This is a genomic window from Knoellia sp. AC549 (assembly GCF_979258975.1).
Genome location: NZ_OZ409890.1, coordinates 2,158,851 through 2,180,195 on the forward strand (window position 1 = coordinate 2,158,851; position 21,345 = coordinate 2,180,195).

The following is a 21,345-nucleotide window of genomic DNA, read 5'->3' on the forward strand; positions in this document are numbered from 1 at the left end:
TCACCCCAGGTTGAGCGCAAGGAGTGCGGCCGACACCGCCGCGGCCGCGCACGCGAGGCTGCGGACGGCATACGGACCCGCGTCGATCGTCACTCCGGCGCGACGGCACCGGTCCCGCCACAGCAGGGTCGCCAGGGATCCCCAGACGGTGACGATCGAGCCGGCGTTGACACCGATGAGCAGCGCCATGAGCCGCACCGGGGAGTCGTCCGCGACGGGCTCGAGCGCGAGGTAGGCCGGCAGGTTGTTGACGACGTTGGCGCTCACCGCCCCCACGGCGCCCACGCGCCAGAGGCTGCCATCGTCGCCGGTGCCGACGAGGCCGGCGAGCAGGGGTTCGAGGCCGTGCCGCATCGCGACGTCGACGGCGACGAAGAGCGCACAGACGGCGATCACCATGAGCCACGGCACCTGGATCGTCCGCAGCCCGGGGCGCCAGCGCCAGCCAAGCGTCACGACGAGCACGACCGCGGCGATGACGGCGGGGATCGCGGGGGTGACGCCGCTGACGAAGGCCGGACCAAGTGCGACGCAGACCCCTCCGGCGACCCACAGCAGGACACGGTCGTGCGGGTCGGCCGGTGGGTCGAGGGTGTAGCGCGTGAGCAGCTTCTCGACGGTGCAGCACGAAGAGGACGACGACGGTGGCGACGATCGCCGCGAGGGCGGGTCGCCAGGCCAGGGCGACGTACTCGTGCGTGCCCAGCCCGAGCTGGGTGAACCGGTGCAGCGCAATGAGGTTGGACAGGTTCGACACCGGCAGGAGGAGCGATGCAGTGTTGGCGAGCCAGACGGTCGTCAGGGCGAAGGGCATCGCGGCGATCCCCAGCTGGCGAGCCATGGCGATGACCACCGGCGTCAGCAGCACCGCAGTCGTGTCGATGCTGAGGACGATGGTGCAGGCGACCGCGAGCCCCACGACGAGCAGCCAGAGCAGCCAGGTCCGGCGCCGCCCGGCGTGCGCGGTCCAGTGCGCCGCGACGTCGAAGACCCCGGCGATCTCCGCCACCTCGGCGACGACGGTCATCGCGACGAGGAAGACCATGACCGGCCCGACGCGGGCAGCGAGGTCGAGGAGCTCCTGGCTGGTCACCCCGCGAACCCGGCGCGCCCGGACGTCGCGAGGTCGACGACGTGGTCGGCGATGGGGAAGGCCGACGTCGCTGCGGGGGAGGGCGCGTTGCACACGTGCACGGTGCGTTCCGTCGCAGGGATGAGGAAGTCGTGGACGAGCGTCCCGTCGCGCAGCACCGCCTGGGCGCGTATGCCGGCCGGTTCCGGGAGCAGGTCCTCGACCGTGAGCTCGGGGCAGTAGCGACGGACGAGCTCGAGGTAGCCCTGGCGTCGCCACGAGTCGCGCTGCTCGGCGAGACCGGTCCGCCAGTGCGTCCGGGCGACCTGCCACATGCCCGGGAAGCGGACGAACGCCGCGGTGTCGCGGGGGCTCAGGGACCCCTTGCGGTAGCCCTCACGGCTGAACCCGAGCACGGCGTTGGGGCCGACCGTCACGCCGCCGTCGATGGTGCGCGTGAGGTGGACGCCGAGGAAGGGCAGGTCCGGGTCGGGGACGGGATAGATGAGCGAGCTGATGAGGTCGTTGCGGGAGGCCGGGAGGCGGTGGTACTCCCCGCGGAACGGCACGATCTCGAAACTCTCGGCGCCGCGGTTGAGGCCGGACATCGCCGCGAGGCGGTCGGCCTGGAGCCCACCACAGACGATGACCTGGCGCGCGGACTCAACGCTGTGCCAGCCGTCCTCGACGAGGCTCAGCGTCACCGACGTGACCGACTCGCTGATCGCTCCGACCGCGGTGGAGGTGCGCACGACACCCCCGGCGGCCGAGATGTCGGAGGCGAGCGCACGGCATACGGCCGCGTAGTCCGTGATCCCGCTGGCAGGCACGTGCAGGGCGGCCAGCCCGGTGACGTGGGGTTCGCGCTCGCGCAGGGCGGCGCCGGTCAGCGGGGTGACGGTGAGCCCGTTGGTGCGGGCCCGCTCGGTCAGGTCCTCGAGCCGCCGGACCTCGGTGGGTGTCGTGGCCACGACGTGCTTCCCCGTGTCGGAGAACGGGATCCGCATCTCGGTGCTGTAGTCCCGGGTCCGAGCCGCGCCCTCACGACAGAAGCGGGCCTTGAGACTGCCGGGGGCGTAGTAGACGCCGGCATGGATGACGCCGCTGTTGTGCCCGCTCTGGTGCCGGGCGACCTCGGTCTCCTTCTCGACGACGAGGACGTCCGCCCCCGGTCGCCTGCGCAGGACCTCGTATGCCGTCGCGAGACCGACGATTCCGCCCCCCACGACGATGACGTCACGCATGGGCCCATCCAATCCCATCGGCGTGGGCCCTCCGGCAGCGGTCAGGACGTCGTGACCTCGAAGCGGGCGCGACCGTCGATGACGTCCTGGACGGCCGCGACGAACCGGGGGCACGACGTGATGTCGTGGGCGCGGCAGCGCAGGGCGTGCTCCGTCATCTCGCGGGAGCGCTCCAGGGCCAGCAGGCGCTCGTCCAGGTCGCGCAGGTGACCCTCGAGCACCTCGTGCCGGTCCTTGGCCCCTGCGTCGAGCAGCACCCGGATCTGCTCGAGCGACATGCCGGCGAGCTTGTTGCGCTGGATGATCGCGATGCGCACGAGGTCGTCCTGCCCGTAGCGGCGGTAGCCCGACACGTCGCGCCGTGGCTCGAGCAGACCGAGCGACTCCCAGTGACGCAGGACGTGGGTCGGCAGGTCGAAGCGGCTGGCGAGGTCGCTGATGGTCCAGTTGTCCTCCGCGGCATCCTTCATGTGAACCTCAACGTTGGGCTGCCCGTCTTTGTGCCCGCCTCTGTCGGGGAGGCACGGCAGACTGGGGCCATGGCCCGATGGGTGCTCCACGTCGACCTCGACCAGTTCATCGCGGCGGTCGAGATCCTGCGCCGCCCGGAGCTCGCCGGCCTGCCCGTCGTCGTCGGTGGCCGCGGCGACCCGACCGAGCGGGCCGTGGTCTCGACGGCGTCCTACGAGGCCCGCGCCTTCGGCGTCCGATCGGGTATGCCGCTCAGGACGGCCGTGCGCAAGATCCCCGATGCCGTGTTCCTCCCGGTCGACGGCCCCGCCTACGACGCCGCCTCGGCCGTGGTCATGGAGACGCTTCGGGCGCACGAGGGCGCGGTCGTCCAGGTGCTCGGGTGGGACGAGGCGTTCGTCGGGATCGAGACGGTCGAGGACGACCCGGCTCAGGCGCTGGCCCACGCAGTCGCCCACGCCGACGCGATCCGGGCCGAGGTGCTGGAGGCATCCCAGCTGCACTGCTCGGTCGGCGTCGGCGACACCACCGTGCGCGCCAAGATCGCGACGGACTTCGGCAAGCCCCAGGGCACCTTCGTCCTCACCGCGGACAACTGGTTCGAGGTCATGGGCGAGCGGCCGACGACGGCCCTCTGGGGTGTCGGCAACCGCATCGCGGCACGGCTGGCGTCCCACGGCTACGCGACGGTCCGGCAGCTCGCCGACGCCGACGACGAGGTGCTCACCGCGGAGTTCGGACCACGCATGGGGCCGCACTACGGCCGGCTCGGCCGCGGCCTCGGGGCGACCGTCATCGACGACACCCCGTGGGTCGCGAGGGCGCACGGCCGCGAGACGACCTACCAGACCAACCTCACCGAGCCCGCCGAGATCGAGGCGGCGATCCTGTCCCTGTCCGAGCAGGTCGTCGGCGACATCCGACGCGAGGAGCGCGCCTGTGTGCGGGTCCACCTCAAGGTCCGGTTCGCGCCGTTCTTCACGACGACCCGGATCCGCAAGCTGCCCGAGCCGACGTTCGACCCGGCCCTCCTCGCGGCGACGGCGGTCGAGCTGCTGCGCGGGCTCGATGACCAGCGACCGATCCGGCTGCTGGGCGTCCGTGCCGAGATGGTCCCGCCCGAAGGCGGCTACGAGCAGCCCCGCACCACCGGCCGGGGTGGCCCGGCGGCAGCGCCACCCTAGGCCGGGGTCACCAGCCTCCGGGCTGCGTGCGGTCCTGCGGGCCGGGAGCGCCGGGGTTGCCGGGGTTGCCGGGCTGCGGGTTCTCCGGGTTCACGGGGGTCGGAGCGGCGTTGCCGCCGACCGTCCGGTTCTTGCCGATGGCCGCGCTGCGAGCCTTGGACGAGGCGCCGTTGATCTGGCGCGAGTACTTGCCCTTGGTGCGCCTGTCGGCGAACTCCGCTGCCTTGCCGATGTACTGGTCCGCCTTGTCGGGGTTGTCCCGGACATAGCGCTGTGCCGCCTTCGCCGCTGCGGCAAGAGCACCGAACTTCTTGAGACCGGCCATGGTTCTTCGCTCCTTGAGTCGGGATCTTCAGGACTCAACGATTGCACGGGTGGGCAGGTTCCACTTGCCTTCAGGTCAACCTGAAGGTTCACGATCGAGTCATGAACCTCCAACACACCGACATCGCGATCATCGGCGGGGGCCCAGCCGGGCTCCAGGCAGCACTCACCGCGGGGCGGGTCCGCCGCCAGGTCACCCTCTTCGACGACGGCACCTACCGCAACGCCACGGTGAGCCACATGCACAACGTGCTCACCCACGACGGCACCCCACCCGCGGACTTCCGCGCGGCCGCACGCCGGGAGCTCACGGCATACGACACGGTCTCGGTGCGCGAGGAGCGCGTCGAGACGGTCGAGCGGGACGGCGACGCCTTCCGGCTCACCCTCGCCAGTGGCGACGTGCTCTCTGCGTATGCCGTCGTGCTCGCCACCGGGGTCCGCGACGAGCTGCCGCCCATCCCGGGGCTGCAGGAGGTCTGGGGCGACCTCGCGGCACAGTGCCCGTTCTGCCACGCGTTCGAGTTCAGGGGCCGGCGCATCGGCATCATCGGTGCGGCTGCAGCCGGTCACTACACGGCACTCATGGGCCCCGTTGCAGGCGAGTTCGTCGTGTTCGCCGAGGGTCAGGAGCTGCCCGAGGGCGCGACCACGGATGCGCCGATCGTCGAGGCACGGATGACGGGCATCGAGCGGCTGGGTGACGGGTTGCGGGTGAGCCTGGACGACGGCTCGACGCAGGACGTGGCCGTGCTGTTCGTCGTGCCGACCCTGCACCAGTCCGCGCCGTTCGCGGAGCAGCTCGGCCTCGAGCTCAACCCGTCGGGCGCCGTCAGGGTCGACGAGTTCGGTCGCACGAGCGTGCCCGGTGTGACGGCCGGCGGCGACCTCGCCCACCTCGCCGCGTTCCCCATGCCGATGGCGTCGGTCGTCATGGCGGCGGCGGGCGGCCAGCTGGCAGGGCACTCCGCCATCGCCGGCCTCATGGCCCGCAGCGAGGGCGCCTGGTCCTCGCCGATCTCGACCGTCAGCTCGGCGAGCATCGCCTGGGCCGCGGCGAGATCGGCGGGGGAGGCCCCCTCGGAGTGCCGCTTCAGCCCACTCCTGACGGCACGCAGCGCCGCCCTGTCGTCGAGCTTGAAGTCGCGCAGGACGCGCGCGTTGTCGAGCGCCTTGGCCAGGCCGGTGAGGTGCGCTGCGCCGCCGTAGTCGACGTCCTCGGGGATGTCCCGCTGGATGAAGATGAGCGAGTTGCCGGACGGGTCGATGAGGGTGAACCGGGACGCGCCCGCTCGGTGGCGCGTGATGCGAGGGCGGCCCTTCGTGAGCACCTTGCCGAAGGAGTCGCGCATCGCTGCCGACAGGTCGGCGTGCATCGCTGCGACGTCGTCGACGAGGACGAGACAGCAACCGACGTCCTCGTTCTCGATGTCCGCGCCTGCGGGGATGCGGCTGAAGTGCAGGCCGAAGCCGCGCCCCTCGACCGCGACATAGACATAGGGCTTCTGCTGGCGATAGGTCGTGCGGAACCCCAGCGCCTCATAGAACTCCGAGAGCTCGTCGACGTCGCGGCAGGCCATGACCGGGACGGTGATGGCGGTGGGCGCGAACGGGAGGGTGGAGTCGGCCATGCCGGCGATCCTTGCACCGCGGGGCCGCGCTCGCCCATGGCGAGCGCGGCCGCAGGGGTCAACCCGAGGCTGCCCCGAAGAGTCGACGGGTGGCCGGCAGGCGCGACAGGACCAGCCGGTCGAGGAGCAGCACGAGCGCCAGGGAGATGCCCATGACCGGGAGGAAGATCCCGAGCGCCACGATCCCGGCGGCCAGGGCGGGACTGGTCGCGAGCGGCATACGCCCTCGCGGAGCGCCCACGGCAGCCGAGCCACGCGGACGGCGACGCCACCACATCACCGGGCCGGTGATGCACGACGCGATGACGGCGAGGCAGAACACCGTCGTGAGCACCATGTTGAGCAGGCCGAAGCGCCGCCCCTCGTGGAGGGCGATGCCCTGCGACACGACCTTGGCCAGCCCCGGGTAGTCGTCGTAGCCATAGGTGCTGGCGATGGTGCCGCCGTACTGGTCGACGTGGACGGTCCGCTCCTTGGCCGGGTCATCGAAGGCGTAGCCGATCGCCGAGAAGACGCCTTCGTCGTCGGCCGGGAACGCCACAGTCATCGGTCGCTCCAGTCCCTCCCGCGTTCCCAAGGTGACCGCCGTGTCGACGTTGGCGACCGACACCTCGCCACCGGCCTCCGGTGGCCTCGGTGAGGTCGGCACCGGTGTCTTCTCCTGCGCCCAGGGCACGACGTGGTGGCTGTGGGGGAGCGACTCGTCGAGGGTGGAGGTCGGGTTGGAGAGGGCTCCGTGGTCGTCGGACCAGAACGACGTGCCCGCGGTCGTCACCAGTCTTTGGACCTGCGCGCCCCACACTCCGGTCCACGGCAGCCCCGAGGCGATGAGCAGCAGGAGCCCGACGCCCACGAAGGACCCGATGCGAGCATGGTTGGAGCGCAGGGTGGCCGAGCGAGCTCCCTTGCCCCGTTGACGCCTGCGGGCTCGACGCCCCTTGAGGAACAGGTAGTAGCCGGTGATCGCCATGACGAGCGCCCAGCACGCGCCGAGCTCCATGACGAGGTCGCCGACCCTCCCGGCCATGAGGTCGGCGTGCAGGCGGATCGCCCGGCCGCTGAGCGTCGTGTCGGGGTCGAGGTCGCCAAGAACCTTCGCGGTGTAGGGATCGACGAACACGTCGCGCGTCTCGTCGCTCGGGGTCGTGGTGGTGAAGCGGGTGCTCTGGTCGGCCGCTCCCGGCTCGGTCATCGAGACGATCGTGGCGTCCGGGTGGGCGGCTGCCACGTTGGCCCGTTGGATCTCGTAGGGCAGCGCGGCCTGGCCGGCGCTCGTCTCGACCCGCATGAGGTCGCCGTGGAGCGCGGGTTCGATCTGGAACCGGAAGAGATAGACCAGCCCGGTGATGGCGAGGACGAGCAGCACGGGGATGACCACGACGGAGGCATAGAAGTGCCACCGCCAGAACGCTCTGAACAAGCCGGTATGCCGCCCGCGCGGGCTGGTCGATCCCGTCGCCTTCGCGGCGGGACGGGGTGGGGCGACAGGGCTGGGTGGGGTGGGGTCGTCGATGACGGACATGGCAGTGGGTTCCTCACATGGCACAGGGGGGAGGCGCACGGGTGCGCCGCTCGACCCGGCGAGGAGTCGCCGGGGAGCAAGGACGGTGGGGGAGCGCTCAGGCAGCGCAAGGCCGCGGCGGTCCGCGACGGCACGGCGCGGGGGAGCGCCAGAGGTCATCCAGAAGGGGTAAGGCTGCCGTTGAGGCGTCAGCGCGCGAGGCAAGTCGGTGCAGGAGGGCCGAGAGTCCCGTCAGCACGGGAGCCGTGGCCGGTCGCGCCACGAGCCTGACCAGGTGCCGGGCGGCTCGGGCGCGACCTCGGACCAGGGCGCGGACCGCCAGCGAGCCGGACTCGGCCCGCGCCAGGACAGTGGCAACCACGAGCGCCGCGCCGACGTGCGCCAGCACCATGAGTGGTGACGGCACCAGCGTGTGGCTCGAGACCATCGGGTGCGCTGTCGAGACCGCCTGCTGCAGGTGCGTGCCCGACGAGTGCAGCGCATGCCCGCTGTCGAGGACGGCGGCCAGCTGCGCGGTCGGACGCACCGGGGCGCCATGACCCGCAGAAGTGAGGCTGAGTGCCACGTGGGTGAGCAGCTGCTGCAGGAGGAGCAGGGGACCATGCTGCGCAAGCTGGAAAGCGTTGCGGCACAACGGCATACCGGCGAGCGTGAGAAGGGCTCCGACCCCGAGACTGGTCGTGACGCCGGGAGCGGCTCCACCGGCGGCGAGGTGGGACAGGCTGGCGAGGGCCACGGCGAACCAGCTGAGCGCCAGGGCGCGAGCGACCCCTGTCGCCCGGCTCGGCTCCGCGGTGGTCACGTCGCGAACCTATCCGACCCCGCACCTGCCCGCTCGGGCTCCAGCGGCAGCCCCGAGTCGATATGCTCCGGTCGTCAGGTTGGGAGTCCGGTCACAGGACGACGGTCCGGGGGTGCGCGATGAACGACGAGATGCGGGTCAGGGACATCCCGGCCGTGCTCGTGTCCGCGGCGCGGATCCTGCGGCGCTACTGGGCGCCGTTCGTCGTCATCGCCTGTCTGGGGCTCGCGGTCCGCAGTGGGGCGCTGTGGGTCGCCGTCGAGGTCAGCGACCACAACGCGTTCCTCGCCCAGCTCATCCTCGTCATCGCACCGCTCGGCTTCCTGCTCGCGATGATCGCCATGCTTTACCTCACCCGAGGCGCCCTGCCCAACGTGGCCGAGCTGTCGCAACGGGAGGCTCGTCAGGCGACCACCGAGAAGCGCGAGCTGCGGCTCGTCGACGTCGCGGTCAGTGTGCTCGTGCCCTTCCTCGCGGTCTACGTGTCCTACGGGCTGCTCAAGGAGGACCTCTACCGGTTCACCAACCAGGCGGCCTACGACGAGTTCAACCAGTTCAGCCTCGAGGGCCCACCGGACATCGACTTCGTCGGTCGTCTCGCGATCTATGACTGGCAGGTCGTCCTCGCGATCGTCGCGATCGCCTGGGTGCTGCGCTTCGCCCTCGGCAAGATCGAGAGCGTGACCCGGTTCCTGTGGCTGGCCTTCCTCGGCGCGCTCGTCGAGGTCTACTACACCTCGCAGGTGGCGCAGAAGGTCAGCGACATCCGGGAGGCGGGCGTCGCGTGGGTGCAGAGCCGTCGAGCGTCAGAGGTCGTCCTCGACCGCTACGACAGGGTGATCCAGACTCTGGGGCCGATGGCGAACCCGGTCGACACGGCCACCGCCTGGCTCTTCGGGCTTCTCGGAGCGATCGACGCGGTCGTCGTCGTGCCCCTGGCGTGGCTCACCGTCGGCGCTGTCGTCCTCGGCCACAAGCTCACTCCTCCCGAGGACCCCGCCCCCAGGTCCCGAGCCCGATGGGAGCGGATCCCCGCCCCGGTGCGCCGCTACGGTGGCGGGCTCCTCGGCGACGTGCGCGAGCGATGGTCGGCGTTCTGGAACGGCCTGCGGATGATGGCCACGGCGGGACTGCTCCCGATGCTGACCTTCTGCCTCGCGTTCCTCATCGTCATCCGGATCCCGTGGCTCGTCGGGCAGCTCCTGAGGCTCGCCATCGGCCCCATGAAGACCCCCCACTGGCTGGCGTTCTCGCCGATGGAGCAGGCCGTCGGGCTCGCGATCACGATGGTGCTCGCGGCGGCCCTGCTCGCAGCCGCCATCGACTGGTTGCTCGGCCCGAAGCTCGCGCCCACTGCCACTGGCGACCCCGAGCCCACCTCCCCGCGCGAGGTCAGCGCGGAAGCGTGAGCGCGACGTAGTCGGGGTTCTCGAACGAGATCCGCAGCTCGACGAAGCGTGCGTCCTGCGGCACAGCGATGGCCGGTGAGGCCGACCACTGCTCCGGACGCGGCTGCTCGTCCTGGGGGATGGACCCGCGACGATCGCTCTGGAGCACGGGCAGGCTCGGCCCGGGGGTGTCCTCGGGCACACAGGTCGAGACCCTGGGTCCGATCTCGTCGAGGGTGTGCCCGACGCGGTACTCACGGCCTTGGTCGTCGATGAGGGTGAGCACACAGCTCTTGAGCGGCTGGTCCGGCGCGGCCCTGAAGTCGAGGTTCACGGTGCGGGCGACCATGCCGTCGGGGAGGGGCACGGGGTCGCCATACCTGTCCTTGTATGCCGCGTCCGCACCTCCCAGCCCCGCAAACCTCACCGAGTAGCGCCGGGTGGTGTCCCCGTGGGCGTCCGAGATCTCGTCCGACACGGAGACCCACTTCTCGGCCTCGCCGCTGGCGATCTCATGGTTCAGGCCGCTGTAGTACCAGAAGTCCGAGACGCGGTAGCCGTTCGTCGCCAGCATCGCGGCCACCGCGAACGGCACCGCGGCGATCCACCAGCGGCTTGGTCGACGCGGTCCAGGACGAGGTGCCGGCAGCGGGGTGGTCGGTGGTGCCGCCGCCTCGTCCACGAGGTCGGGGTCGGCGCTCGTCGTCATCGGCGAGCCTCGTCGGGTGGGATGGCGCCGCTCTCCTTGACGTTGACGGCGGCCGTCTGGGCCCAGAGGCCCTCGACCTTCGAGGCATCGATCCCGAGGTCGACCTCAGCGAGGTCGTCACGGCGGTAGTCGGACTCGTGGACGGACCAGGCGCCGCGGGTGGCCATGAGACGAGCACCTGCGAGGGCGCGCTTGGGCACGTCGAAGCAGATGCTCGCGTAGGTACGGACACCGGTCGAGAGGTTGACGCCGGTCTCGCACTCGCTGCCCCGGTTGGACGCCACGTAGCGGCGGTCCTGCCCGTCGACGAGGAAGAAGCCGGCCATCGTGGTCGGCTCGCGCTCGGCAAGGAGCTCGGTGTCGACGACGAGGAAGCGCCCGCCGGCTGCGGAGGCGGGGTTGCCCATGATGGTCGGGGTCACGTGCACTCCGGTCACGGTGAGCTCGGCGTAGTCCAGCCTCACGGTGCGGTCGACGGCGCCGACGCGCACGAAGGGCTCGTCAGCGGCCTGGTCGAGCGGCACGTGGTCGGTGATGAGGCGACCCAGGGCCATGGCGGCGATGACGAACGCGGCCGTGGCGACGCTGCGCATCACGGCCTCCTCACCACCGGGAGGTCCGCGCGGTGCTGGACCGTGTCGCGAGTGACCCAGGCGTCGGGGTTGAGGGTCAGCCTGTCCTCCTCGCGGTACTCCACCAGGTCCGCGCTCACCGTGGCGGTGTCGCCCTGCCACGTCCCCTTGGTGACCCAGGTGATCGCCAGGCGGTAGGTGATCCCGGGGTTGAGGTGACTGGGGCTCGTGGAGTCCTCGACGAAGTACACGGTCGGTCGGGGGGACACCTGCACACCACCACCGGCGACATGCAGGCTCTGGGTGAGGGTCCCGGCATACTCCGGTCGGTCGCCCGTGAGGGTGACCTCGGCGTCGAGCAGGAGGAGCCGCTCGGGCGGCTTGGGCTTGACCGCCGGTGCGAGGTCGGGGATCTCGACCACCTGGTTGATGACGACCCGGTAGGGCCCGACCATGATCGGCTGGTCGAGTCGCAGGGGCTCGGGTCCGGGCTCGGGGGTGCTGGCCAGCCCACCGAACGGCGCGCTCGCGAGCAGGGCCGCAGCGACGCCGCCCCCGACCTTCTGGGTCGCCGGTCGGCCCGCGACGAAGCCGCGGGCGCGGCCCAGGACCCCGCGACTCGCCTCGGTGTGCTCCCCCATGGCACGGATTCTAGGGACACGAGGCCCGACTGCACACGGGTATGCCGTCGTCCGGCCTGCCGACGTCGGTCCCCGGATCAGACCTGGCGGTGCCCGGTGAGCAGTCCGCCGTCCACCGGGAGGGTGTGGCCGGTGATCCAGCTCGCGTCCCGGGAGGCGAGGAAGGTGACCGCGCCGGCGATGTCCTCGGGCTCGCCCACCCGGCCCAGCGGGTAGAGCGGCAGCATGCGGTCGGCGCCGCCCTCCTGGTTGTCCCACACGCGACTGCGGATGGTGCCCGGAGCGACCGCGTTGACCCGTATGCCGGCCGGCCCGAGCTCGACGGCCAGGCCACGGGTGAGCGAGACGAGCCCGAGCTTGGCCGCGGAGTACGGCTCGCCTCCGAGTGCGGCCAAGGCGTTGACCGAGCTCACCGACACGATCGCGGGGTGTCGCGTGCTGCGCCGCAGGTGGGGCAGGGACGCCCGGATGGACCGGACGGTGCTCATGAGGTTGAGCTCCATCGCCTGGGACCACATGTCGTCGCCGGTGCTCTCGAAGTCCCGGTGCGGGATCCCACCGCCGGCCACGTTGACGAGGACGTCGAGGCCGCCGAGATGCTCGGATGCGGCCTCGACGCAGGATCGGACCGAGCCGTCGTCGGTGACGTCCACCTCGACGGCGAGGTGCTCGTCACCGGAGCCGCCGAGCGCTGCGACGACCTCGTGGGCTGTCTCGATGTCGAGGTCGGCGACGACGACACGCGCCCCTTCGGCGGCGAACCACTCGACGCAGGCGCGCCCGATCCCGTGGGCAGCCCCGGTGACGAGGACGAGCGAGCCGGGAAAGCGGGGGCCGGGGTCGTGAGGCATGGGACCACCCTGTCAGCCCGGTTACCCACGCGTGGCGAGAGGTGGGGGAACACCGCCCGCCGCTGTGGAGGTGCCTGCGCGTCGTGTCACCGGTGCGAGCCGGTCGCACAGCGGTGGGTCAACCGTGCGCTCGCTGCGCGCCACGCCTCTCGTCGCTGGCGCGTGGGCGGCGCTCCAGCCCCAGGGCGATCATTGCCGCGACGGCGGCCAGTCCCTCGAAGAAGGCGCTCAACGACTTCTCGAGGAACCACACAGGCTCGTACATCGCCGGCAAGGGCCCCACAGCGGGGATGTTGACATAGCGGTAGAGGACGACGGCGACGACAGCACTGAGCCCGACAGCCAAGGCGGAGATCATTGCCGGGCGGCTACCGCGCCAGAGCACCCACACGGCAACGACCAACGCCACGACGGCTTGGATGCGAAAGAGGTTTCCGGCGCCGATGCCGCTCGGAGCGGCCTGCTGGTAGCCCGGTGCGAGCCGTAGGTGGACGACAGCGTCAACCAGCAGTGACACCGCAATGATGACCCGAAGGATCAACGGCACCAGGTGCGCTGCGATTCGCGGGGGTGCGGCCGTCGGCGCGGTGCTCACTTCACGACCAGTGTGCCGGTCATGTTCGGGTGGAACGAGCAGATGAACGGATAGCTCCCGGGCTTGCTCGGCGCGGTCAACGTTGCCGTCCCGTCGGGGCCGACCTCGACGTCGAACGCGCCGTCGTTGGCCGTGACCGTGTGGGCCGACGGGTCGGCGTTCGTGATGCTGATCTTGGCGCCGGGCGCCACCGAGGCAGGCACCGTGTACTTGAACCCGTTGATCGAGATGACCGCCGCTTCAGCCTCAGCGGTGGCTGACGCGGACGGGGACGGGGACGCAGGCTGGGCGGTGTCCGACGTCGACGGAGAGGGCGTCGAGGACGTGGACGACGTCGGGGACGCTCCCCCAGCGTCCGTGTTCGAGGAGCCGCATGCCGACAGCCCCAGGGCCAGCACGGGGACGAGCGCGAGGAGCATGATCTTGCGGGTCATGGTGGTGCCTCCGATTCCAGTGGCCGAGACCTCGGCCGCATCGATAGGGGTTCGGCGCAGGGATGAATCCGGATTGCAACGCAGCGACCGGCGCCTTTGGTTGGGTTCAGGATCGGCTCGCCGGTCAGGGCTTCGCGGCATGGGTCGGATGCTGCGTCGTGGTCGCTGGGAACAAGGGCATCCAACCAAGAGTTGAGTCGAGTGAACGCAAGTTTGGACGCACGAATTTGCTCTGCGGCATACGCCGTCCTAACTTGAGTGCAAGCAACTCAACCCCGCTCAACACGCAAGGAGATCCACATGGCCCGCGCAGTCGGTATCGACCTCGGAACCACGAACTCAGCCGTCGCCGTCCTCGAGGGTGGCGAGCCCACGATCATCGCGAACTCCGAGGGCGGCCGCACCACCCCCTCGGTCGTCGCCTTCACCAAGGGCGGTGAGGTCCTCGTCGGCGAGATCGCGAAGCGTCAGGCCGTGACCAACGCCGACCGCACCCTGCGCTCCGTCAAGCGCCACATCGGCACCGACTGGACGAGCGAGGACATCGACGGCAAGAAGTACAACTCGCAGGAGATCAGCGCCCGCACGCTCCAGAAGCTCAAGCGCGACGCCGAGTCCTACCTCGGTGAGCCGGTCACCGACGCCGTCATCACGGTCCCCGCCTACTTCGACGACGCCGAGCGCCAGGCCACCAAGGAGGCCGGTGAGATCGCGGGCCTCAACGTCCTGCGCATCGTCAACGAGCCCACTGCCGCGGCCCTCGCCTACGGCCTCGACAAGGGCAAGGAGGACGAGCTCATCCTCGTCTTCGACCTCGGTGGTGGCACCTTCGACGTGTCCCTCCTCGAGGTCGGCAAGGACCCGGAGGACGGCTTCGCCACCATCCAGGTCCGCGCCACCTCCGGTGACAACCAGCTCGGTGGTGACGACTGGGACGACCGCGTCGTCCAGCACCTCCTCACGACGGTCAAGAACAACACCGGCGTCGACCTCGCCAAGGACAAGATCGCGATGCAGCGGCTGCGCGACGCCGCCGAGCAGGCCAAGAAGGAGCTCTCCTCGGCCAGCTCGACCAACATCTCGATGCAGTACCTCTCGATGAGCGAGAACGGCCCGATCCACCTCGACGAGACGCTGACCCGCGCGCAGTTCGAGCAGATGACCAAGGACCTGCTCGACCGCACCAAGCAGCCGTTCCAGAACGTCATCAAGGACGCCGGCATCAACGTCGCCGACATCGACCACGTGGTCCTCGTCGGTGGCTCGACCCGCATGCCCTCCGTGAGCTCGCTCGTCAAGGAGCTGACCGGTGGCAAGGAGCCCAACAAGGGCGTCAACCCCGACGAGGTCGTGGCGCTCGGCGCCGCCCTCCAGGCCGGTGTCCTCAAGGGCGAGCGCAAGGACGTCCTGCTCATCGACGTCACGCCGCTCTCGCTCGGCATCGAGACCAAGGGTGGGCTCTTCACCAAGCTCATCGAGCGCAACACGGCCATCCCGACGAAGCGCTCCGAGGTGTTCTCGACGGCCGAGGACAACCAGCCGAGCGTCCTCATCCAGGTCTTCCAGGGTGAGCGCGAGATCGCGCAGCAGAACAAGGCGCTGGGCACCTTCGAGCTCTCCGGCATCGCGCCCGCCCCGCGTGGCGTGCCGCAGGTCGAGGTCACCTTCGACATCGACGCCAACGGCATCGTCCACGTGACGGCCAAGGACCGCGGCACCGGCAAGGAGCAGAAGATCACCATCTCGGGCGGCAGCGCGCTGTCCAAGGAGGAGATCGAGCGCATGGTCAAGGACGCCGAGGCCCACGCCGAGGAGGACAAGGCCCGCCGCGAGGAGACCGAGACCCGCAACCAGGCCGAGTCGCTCGTCTTCTCGACCGAGAAGTTCCTCGCCGAGTCCGGTGACAAGCTCAGCGACGACGCGCGCAAGCCCGTCGACGAGGCGCTCGTCGCCCTCAAGGACGCCCTCAAGCCCGAGGCGCAGACGTCGCGCGAGGACATCCAGTCCAAGATCGACACCCTCAACGAGGAGTCCCAGAAGATGGGCGCCGCGATGTACGCCGCGGCGGCCGAGCAGGGCGAGTCCGGTGACGCGCCCGCCGGCGACGGGACCGAGGGTGCTTCGGCCAGTGACGCCGGCTCGGACGACGACGTCGTCGACGCCGAGGTCGTCGAGGACGACGACACCGAGAACACCGAGGAGAAGAAGTGACGGACTCCAGTCGGGGAGACCGTATGCCGGGTGAGGACGAGGTCTTCGACGGCGAGATCGTGGATGCCGAGATCGTGGACGGAGACGATGCCGCCGAGCAGACGTCCGACACGTCGGACGCCGACGCGATCAACACCGAGTCCGTGAACGACGGCGAGGAGGTGGCTCCGGCAGCACCCGGCGCCACCGCCTCGCTGGCGGACCAGATCGACGCCATCGACACCGGCGACGCCATCGACACCGGTGACGCCGGGGGTGGGCACCCGGACACGGCGCTCGCGGCTCAGCGGCTCGACGACCTCCAACGCCTCAACGCGGAGTACGTCAACTACAAGCGTCGCGTCGACCGCGACCGGGCAGCCGTCCAGGAGCGGGCGGTGCGAGACGTCCTCGAGACGGTCCTGCCGGTGCTCGACGACATCCAGCTGGCCCGTGACCACGGCGACCTCACCGACGGTCCGTTCGCGGCGATCGCCGACAAGCTCGAGGCCAGCCTCGGCAAGTTCGGCCTGACCCGCTTCGGCAGCGTCGGCGAGGCGTTCGACCCGACGCAGCACGAGGCCCTCATGCACGCTGCGTGGGACAGCACGAACTCCGAGCTGCCGAGCGACGCGACGAGCACGACGGTGGTCCAGGTCCTCCAGCCCGGATATCGCACCGGTGACCAGGTCCTGCGCCCCGCGCGGGTCGCCGTCGCCGACCCTGAATGATGCAGCGTGATTCGTCGTTTCTCGAGAGGAGGCGCTGATGGCGAGTCAGGACTGGTTCGAGAAGGACTTCTACGCGATCCTCGGCGTCCCCAAGGACGCCGATGCAGGTGCGATCAAGAAGGCCTACCGCAAGCTTGCTCGCACGCACCACCCGGACAAGAACCCCGGTGACACGGCGGCCGAGCGGAAGTTCAAGGACATCGGCGAGGCCAACGCGGTGCTGTCCGACCCCAAGCAGCGCGAGGAGTACGACGCGGTGCGTCAGATGGCGCAGGGCGGCGCTCGCTTCACCGCAGGCGGCGCGGGCGGCAACGGCGGCTTCGACGACGTCTTCAGCGCGTTCGGTGGCGGCGGCGGGTCCCGCGTCCGCTTCGACACCGGTGGTGGGTCGTCCTACGGCGGCTACCCCGGGGGAGGCGGTGGCGAGGACATCAACGACCTCTTGGCCCAGATGTTCGGTGGGGCCGCCGGCGGTGCCCCCGGACGCGGTGGACAGGCGGGGTATGCCGGGTACGGCGCCCCCCGCGGACCGCGCAAGGGCGCCGACGTCCAGGCCTCCACGACCCTGCCGTTCCGTGACGCCGTCGAGGGCTCGACGGTGACGCTGCGGACGGCTGAGGGGCGCACGATCACCGCGCGCATCCCGGCCGGCGTCAAGGACGGACAGAAGATCCGCCTCCGGGGCAAGGGGCAGCCGGGCGAGCCCGGTGCGGCCGCGGGCGACCTGCTGCTGGCCGTCTCGGTCGAGAAGCACCCGGTCTTCGGGCGTGAGGGTGACCACCTGACGATCGACCTCCCGGTGACCTTCGCCGAGGCCGCGCTCGGCGCCACCGTGGCGGTTCCGACCCTCGACGGCAGCCAGGTCAAGGTGCGCATCGCGCCCGGCACTCCGTCGGGTCGGGTCCTGCGCGTCAAGGGACGCGGTGTCGCCGGCAAGAACGCCACCGGCGACCTGCTTGTCAAGGTGCAGGTCATCGTCCCGGATGCCCTGTCCGACAAGGCTCGTGAGGCCGTCGAGGTCCTGCAGGCCGAGAGCGAGGGTCTCGACCCGCGAGCCGAGCTCGCTGACCGGGCGAAGGTCTGACCGTGGCTGCCCGCCAGCCCAGGCCGCGGCGAGATGACGAGGCTCCGGTCTTCGTCATCTCGGTCGCGGCCGAGCTCGCGGGCATGCACGCCCAGACCCTGCGTCAGTACGACCGGCTCGGGCTGGTCACCCCGTCACGCACCCGAGGCGGCGGGCGTCGATACTCCGCGCGCGACGTCGAGCTCTTGCGCGAGGTACAGCGCCTCTCGCAGGAGGAGGGCGTCAGCCTCGCCGGGGTGGCGCGCATCCTCGAGCTCGAGAACCAGGTCGACGAGCTGCGCGCGCGCCTCGCCGAGGCCAGCGCCGAGGCCGAGCGGCTCCGTCTCGCCGCGGCGGGCAGCTCACGGGTGTTCTCCGTCGGCCCTGGCGGCGAGATCTTCGCCAGCCGACTCGGCGAGCGACCGCGGCGCAGGCCCGGTGGCGGGTCGGCGTCGCAGGCACTCGTCCTCTGGCGCCCCTGATCGGCCGGCTGCAGCGCCCGGGAGCCGCTGAGCTGCATACTGACGCCGTGACCGAGCATCTCCTCCTCTTCCCCGAACGCGACACCGCCGAACAGATCGCGAGCGAGCTCGCCGACGAGGGCTTCTCCGAGGTCCGCGTCCTGCGGGTCGCCCACGCGGGGGAGGACGACTCCGAGGACCACGACTGGGGTGTCCACGTCCGTGAGGACATGGTCGAGGACCAGGCGGGTCCGGTGGAGAGCGGCCTGCGCGACCGCTTCACCGCGCTCGCGGAGGAGCACCACGGCTGGTACGACCCCGAGCCCGACGCCTGAGACGCCGCCGAGCGGGTCGCCGAAGTGACCCCTGCGCCTGTGGGGGACCCAGTGGCCCGACCGCGCACTCGCCTCCGATGCCTCCGGACGGAGGCAGCCTGTCAACCCACCCCCGTCCCCTGTCATGAGGCAGACGTTGCTGTCAGGCGGCAACGGGCCCCGATTTGTCCGATTGTCCTTGTCCACCGGACAAAGGCGGGCGTCCTCCCGCCAACGTTGAGGAATCAACAGGTCGCGGGTCTAGCATCGGCTCACCGAGGCCAGCGAGGTCCTCGGGTGCGACGTGACGAGGAGACGATGTGGCTGGATCGGCGCCCATCCTGGAGATGACGGGCATCACCAAGACCTTCCCCGGTGTCAAGGCCCTCTCCGACGTCACCCTCACGGTGCGCCGCGGTGACGTCCACGCCATCTGCGGTGAGAACGGTGCGGGCAAGTCGACCCTGATGAAGGTGCTGTCCGGCGTCCACCCCCACGGCACCTATGACGGGACGATCCGCTTCAACGGCGACGTCGTCACGTTCAACAACATCCGCGACTCCGAGCACGCCGGCATCGTGATCATCCACCAGGAGCTGGCGCTCATCCCCGAGCTCTCCATCGCCGAGAACATCTTCCTCGGCAACGAGGAGACCAGGCGCGGGGCCATCGACTGGGTCAAGACCAACAACCGCGCCCGCGACCTGCTGGCGCGGGTCGGCCTCGAGGAGGACCCCGAGACGCCGATCAAGAACATCGGCGTGGGCAAGCAGCAGCTCGTCGAGATCGCCAAGGCCCTGGCCAAGGACGTCCAGCTGCTCATCCTCGACGAGCCGACAGCGGCGCTCAACGAGGAGGACTCACGTCACCTGCTCGACCTCATCAGAGGCCTGCAGGGCAGGGGCATCACCTCCATCATGATCAGCCACAAGCTCAACGAGATCGAGGCGATCGCGGACGCGATCACGATCATCCGCGACGGTCAGACCGTCGAGACCCTCGACGTGCGCGAGGGCGCCGTCGACGAGGACCGCATCATCCGCGGCATGGTCGGTCGTTCACTCGAGTCCCGCTTCCCCGACCACACGCCCGACATCGGCGAGGTGATGTTCGAGGTCAGGAACTGGACCGTGGCCCACCCGCAGGTCCCCGACCGGCTCGTCGCCAAGCAGTCCGAGTTCTACGTCCGCCGGGGTGAGATCGTCGGCTTCGCCGGGCTCATGGGCTCGGGTCGCACCGAGCTCATGCGCTCGATCTTCGGCCACTCCTACGGCACGTGGATGAGCGGCGAGATGACGCTCAACGGCAAGCGGGTCGACCTGCGCAACGTGCCGGCCGCGATCGACGCCGGGATCGGCTACCTCACCGAGGACCGCAAGAGCCTGGGCCTCAACCTGCTCGACGACATCAAGTCGACGACCGTGTCGGCCAAGCTTCCAGAAGATCGCGCACAACCTCGTCATCGACCGCAGGGCCGAGCACAAGGCGGCCGACGAGTACCGCAAGGCGCTGCGCACCAAGACCCCGTCGGTCGACTACGGCGTGGCCAAGCTTCTCGGGCGGCAACCAGCAGAAGGTCGTCCTGGCCAAGTGGCTGTTCACCGACCCCGACCTGCTCATCCTCGACGAGCCCACGCGCGGCATCGACGTCGGCGCGAAGTTCGAGATCTACGGGATCATCCAGCGCCTGGCGAGCGAGGGCAAGGGTGTCATCGTCGTCAGCTCCGAGCTGCCCGAGCTGCTCGGCCTCAGCGACCGCATCTACACGATCAGCGAGGGCCGGATCACCGGTGTCCTCGACAAGGCCGCAGCGGACCAGGAGTCCCTCATGCGCCTCATGACCAAGACCGGCTCAGCGAGCTCCGCCCCTGAATCCACCCCGAAGGACGCTGCATGAACAAGCTCAAGGAGATCTTCGGGGGCGACACCCGCCAGTTCGGGATGATCTTCGCCCTCGTCTTCCTCATCGTGCTCTTCCAGTTCCTCACGGACGGGTTGACGCTCGACCCCGGCAACGTCATCAACATCTTCCAGGGCAACAGCTACATCCTCGTCATGGCGATCGGGATGGTGCTCGTCATCATCGCCGGCCACATCGACCTCTCCGTCGGGTCGGTCGCCGCCTTCGCCGGCATCGTCGTCGCCATCGCGATGCGCGACTGGGGCATCCCCTGGTACGTCGGCATCCTCCTCGGGCTCGGCATCGGCGCCCTCGTCGGCGCCTGGCAGGGGTTCTGGGTGGCCGTCGTCGGCATCCCCGCGTTCATCGTGACCCTGGCCGGCATGCTCATCTTCCGCGGAGCCAACCAGTTCGTCGGCAACTCCAACACCGTCCCGGTGCCCGAGGACTTCCAGCGGATCGGCTCCGGCTACCTCCCTGAGTGGGGACCCCGCACCGGCTACAACAACCTCACCGTCCTCATCGGGATCCTCGTCTGCGCGGCCATCGTCTTCGGCACGCTGCGCAACCGCCGCAACCAGAAGAAGATCGGTGCCGAGCTCGGTGACGCCACGGTCATGTGGATCAGGTTGGCCCTGATCAGTGTCGCCATCCTCGCGGTGGCCTTCCTCATGGCCTCGGGTCGTCGCGGGACGTCGCTCCCGATCTCGGCCCTCATCCTCGGCGCGCTCGTCCTCATCTACGGGTTCATCTCGACCCGCACGATCATCGGTCGCCACATCTATGCCGTCGGTGGCAACCGCCACGCGGCCGAGCTGTCCGGGGTCCGCTCCAAGCGGGTCAACTTCCTCGTCATGATGAACATGTCCATCCTCGCCGCGCTCGCAGGGATGATGTTCGCTGCCCGCTCGACGTCGTCCGGCCCGTCCGACGGAGTCGGGTGGGAGCTCGACGCGATCGCCGCCGTCTTCATCGGTGGCGCCGCCGTCACCGGCGGCGTCGGCACGGTCGTCGGGGCGGTCATCGGTGGTCTCGTCATGGCGGTCCTCAACAACGGCCTCCAGCTCATGGGCGTCGGCGCCGACATGACCCAGATCATCAAGGGCCTCGTCCTCCTCGCAGCCGTCGCCTTCGACGTCTACAACAAGTCCCAAGGTCGGCGCTCCATCACCGGCCTGCTCACCCAGAACTTCGGTCGACGAGCGACCCAGGACACGACCGAGACGGTGAAGCAGGAGTCCTGACC

General features: G+C 70.1%; 21 protein-coding genes and 2 pseudogenes. 10 read left to right on the forward strand and 13 right to left on the reverse strand.

Going from position 1 to position 21,345, the window contains the following annotated elements:
• The 4 genes and pseudogenes from ACZZ98_RS10410 to ACZZ98_RS10425 all read right to left on the reverse strand — a co-directional run bounded on the left by ACZZ98_RS10410 (position 1) and on the right by ACZZ98_RS10425 (position 2,786).
• Entirely contained in the window at positions 1-735 is a 735-nt protein-coding gene (locus ACZZ98_RS10410; protein ID WP_463517825.1) for a transporter permease, read from the reverse strand.
• A pseudogene (locus tag ACZZ98_RS10415) lies at positions 662-1,045 on the reverse strand (SLC13 family permease); the annotation flags it as partial. The gene ACZZ98_RS10410 and the pseudogene ACZZ98_RS10415, both read right to left, overlap by 74 nt.
• A 44-nt stretch (positions 1,046-1,089) precedes the next feature.
• On the reverse strand, positions 1,090-2,316 hold the full coding sequence (gene lhgO, locus ACZZ98_RS10420; protein ID WP_463516168.1) for an L-2-hydroxyglutarate oxidase: 1,227 nt from the start codon (positions 2,314-2,316) through the stop codon (positions 1,090-1,092).
• 41 nt (positions 2,317-2,357) lie between these two features.
• Positions 2,358-2,786, reverse strand: coding sequence for a MerR family transcriptional regulator (locus ACZZ98_RS10425; RefSeq protein ID WP_463516169.1), 429 nt, complete (start codon positions 2,784-2,786; stop codon positions 2,358-2,360).
• A 69-nt stretch (positions 2,787-2,855) separates the two neighbouring features.
• Between ACZZ98_RS10425 and ACZZ98_RS10430 the strand changes: the two genes are divergently transcribed.
• A complete protein-coding gene (locus ACZZ98_RS10430) occupies positions 2,856-3,971 on the forward strand; it encodes a DNA polymerase IV (protein ID WP_463516170.1) in 1,116 nt (371 codons plus the stop codon).
• 7 nt (positions 3,972-3,978) lie between these two features.
• On the opposite strand, the gene ACZZ98_RS10435 is transcribed toward ACZZ98_RS10430, so the two are convergent.
• Entirely contained in the window at positions 3,979-4,296 is a 318-nt protein-coding gene (locus tag ACZZ98_RS10435; protein WP_463516171.1) for an antitoxin, read from the reverse strand.
• 101 nt (positions 4,297-4,397) lie between these two features.
• On the opposite strand from ACZZ98_RS10435, the gene ACZZ98_RS10440 reads away from it, so the two are divergent.
• Positions 4,398-5,504: an NAD(P)/FAD-dependent oxidoreductase gene (locus ACZZ98_RS10440; protein ID WP_463516172.1), complete on the forward strand. Its 1,107-nt coding sequence runs from the start codon at positions 4,398-4,400 to the stop codon at positions 5,502-5,504.
• Positions 5,505-5,984: 480 nt separating this feature from the next.
• On the opposite strand, the gene ACZZ98_RS10445 is transcribed toward ACZZ98_RS10440, so the two are convergent.
• Positions 5,985-7,448: a PepSY-associated TM helix domain-containing protein gene (locus ACZZ98_RS10445; protein WP_463516173.1), complete on the reverse strand. Its 1,464-nt coding sequence runs from the start codon at positions 7,446-7,448 to the stop codon at positions 5,985-5,987.
• A 97-nt stretch (positions 7,449-7,545) separates the two neighbouring features.
• Positions 7,546-8,250 (reverse strand): hypothetical protein, encoded by a 705-nt coding sequence (locus ACZZ98_RS10450; protein ID WP_463516174.1) that lies wholly within the window; start codon positions 8,248-8,250, stop codon positions 7,546-7,548.
• A gap of 119 nt (positions 8,251-8,369) precedes the next feature.
• Between ACZZ98_RS10450 and ACZZ98_RS10455 the strand changes: the two genes are divergently transcribed.
• Positions 8,370-9,659, forward strand: a complete 1,290-nt coding sequence (locus tag ACZZ98_RS10455; protein ID WP_463516175.1) for a hypothetical protein — start codon at positions 8,370-8,372, stop codon at positions 9,657-9,659.
• On the opposite strand, the gene ACZZ98_RS10460 is transcribed toward ACZZ98_RS10455, so the two are convergent.
• From ACZZ98_RS10460 to ACZZ98_RS10485, 6 genes are all read right to left on the reverse strand, one after another.
• Positions 9,643-10,347 (reverse strand): hypothetical protein, encoded by a 705-nt coding sequence (locus ACZZ98_RS10460; protein WP_463516176.1) that lies wholly within the window; start codon positions 10,345-10,347, stop codon positions 9,643-9,645. The genes ACZZ98_RS10455 and ACZZ98_RS10460 overlap by 17 nt on opposite strands.
• A complete protein-coding gene (locus tag ACZZ98_RS10465) occupies positions 10,344-10,940 on the reverse strand; it encodes a DUF4352 domain-containing protein (RefSeq protein WP_463516177.1) in 597 nt (198 codons plus the stop codon). The genes ACZZ98_RS10460 and ACZZ98_RS10465 overlap by 4 nt, the downstream gene beginning before the upstream one ends.
• The gene (locus ACZZ98_RS10470) at positions 10,940-11,560 is read right to left on the reverse strand and encodes a hypothetical protein (RefSeq protein WP_463516178.1); all 621 of its coding nucleotides are present in this window, start codon (positions 11,558-11,560) and stop codon (positions 10,940-10,942) included. The genes ACZZ98_RS10465 and ACZZ98_RS10470 overlap by 1 nt, the downstream gene beginning before the upstream one ends.
• Positions 11,561-11,637: 77 nt before the next feature.
• A complete protein-coding gene (locus tag ACZZ98_RS10475) occupies positions 11,638-12,411 on the reverse strand; it encodes an SDR family NAD(P)-dependent oxidoreductase (RefSeq protein WP_463516179.1) in 774 nt (257 codons plus the stop codon).
• A 118-nt stretch (positions 12,412-12,529) separates the two neighbouring features.
• Positions 12,530-13,006: a hypothetical protein gene (locus ACZZ98_RS10480; protein ID WP_463516180.1), complete on the reverse strand. Its 477-nt coding sequence runs from the start codon at positions 13,004-13,006 to the stop codon at positions 12,530-12,532.
• Positions 13,003-13,440: a cupredoxin domain-containing protein gene (locus ACZZ98_RS10485; RefSeq protein WP_463516181.1), complete on the reverse strand. Its 438-nt coding sequence runs from the start codon at positions 13,438-13,440 to the stop codon at positions 13,003-13,005. Before ACZZ98_RS10485 ends, ACZZ98_RS10480 begins: the two co-directional genes overlap by 4 nt.
• A gap of 300 nt (positions 13,441-13,740) precedes the next feature.
• Here ACZZ98_RS10485 and dnaK point away from each other — a divergent pair, with 300 nt between their 5' ends.
• From dnaK to mmsB, 7 genes and pseudogenes are all read left to right on the forward strand, one after another.
• Positions 13,741-15,651: a molecular chaperone DnaK gene (gene dnaK / locus ACZZ98_RS10490; protein ID WP_463516182.1), complete on the forward strand. Its 1,911-nt coding sequence runs from the start codon at positions 13,741-13,743 to the stop codon at positions 15,649-15,651.
• Positions 15,648-16,361: a nucleotide exchange factor GrpE gene (gene grpE, locus ACZZ98_RS10495; RefSeq protein ID WP_463516183.1), complete on the forward strand. Its 714-nt coding sequence runs from the start codon at positions 15,648-15,650 to the stop codon at positions 16,359-16,361. Before dnaK ends, grpE begins: the two co-directional genes overlap by 4 nt.
• Before the next feature lie 37 nt (positions 16,362-16,398).
• Positions 16,399-17,445, forward strand: coding sequence for a DnaJ C-terminal domain-containing protein (locus ACZZ98_RS10500; RefSeq protein ID WP_463516184.1), 1,047 nt, complete (start codon positions 16,399-16,401; stop codon positions 17,443-17,445).
• A gap of 2 nt (positions 17,446-17,447) precedes the next feature.
• A complete protein-coding gene (locus ACZZ98_RS10505) occupies positions 17,448-17,906 on the forward strand; it encodes a heat shock protein transcriptional repressor HspR (RefSeq protein WP_463516185.1) in 459 nt (152 codons plus the stop codon).
• A gap of 47 nt (positions 17,907-17,953) precedes the next feature.
• Entirely contained in the window at positions 17,954-18,220 is a 267-nt protein-coding gene (locus tag ACZZ98_RS10510; protein ID WP_380086901.1) for a ribonuclease E inhibitor RraB, read from the forward strand.
• A gap of 326 nt (positions 18,221-18,546) precedes the next feature.
• A pseudogene (gene mmsA, locus ACZZ98_RS10515) lies at positions 18,547-20,096 on the forward strand (multiple monosaccharide ABC transporter ATP-binding protein).
• A complete protein-coding gene (gene mmsB, locus ACZZ98_RS10520) occupies positions 20,093-21,343 on the forward strand; it encodes a multiple monosaccharide ABC transporter permease (protein WP_463516186.1) in 1,251 nt (416 codons plus the stop codon). Before mmsA ends, mmsB begins: the two are co-directional and overlap by 4 nt.
• Positions 21,344-21,345 lie beyond the last annotated feature (2 nt).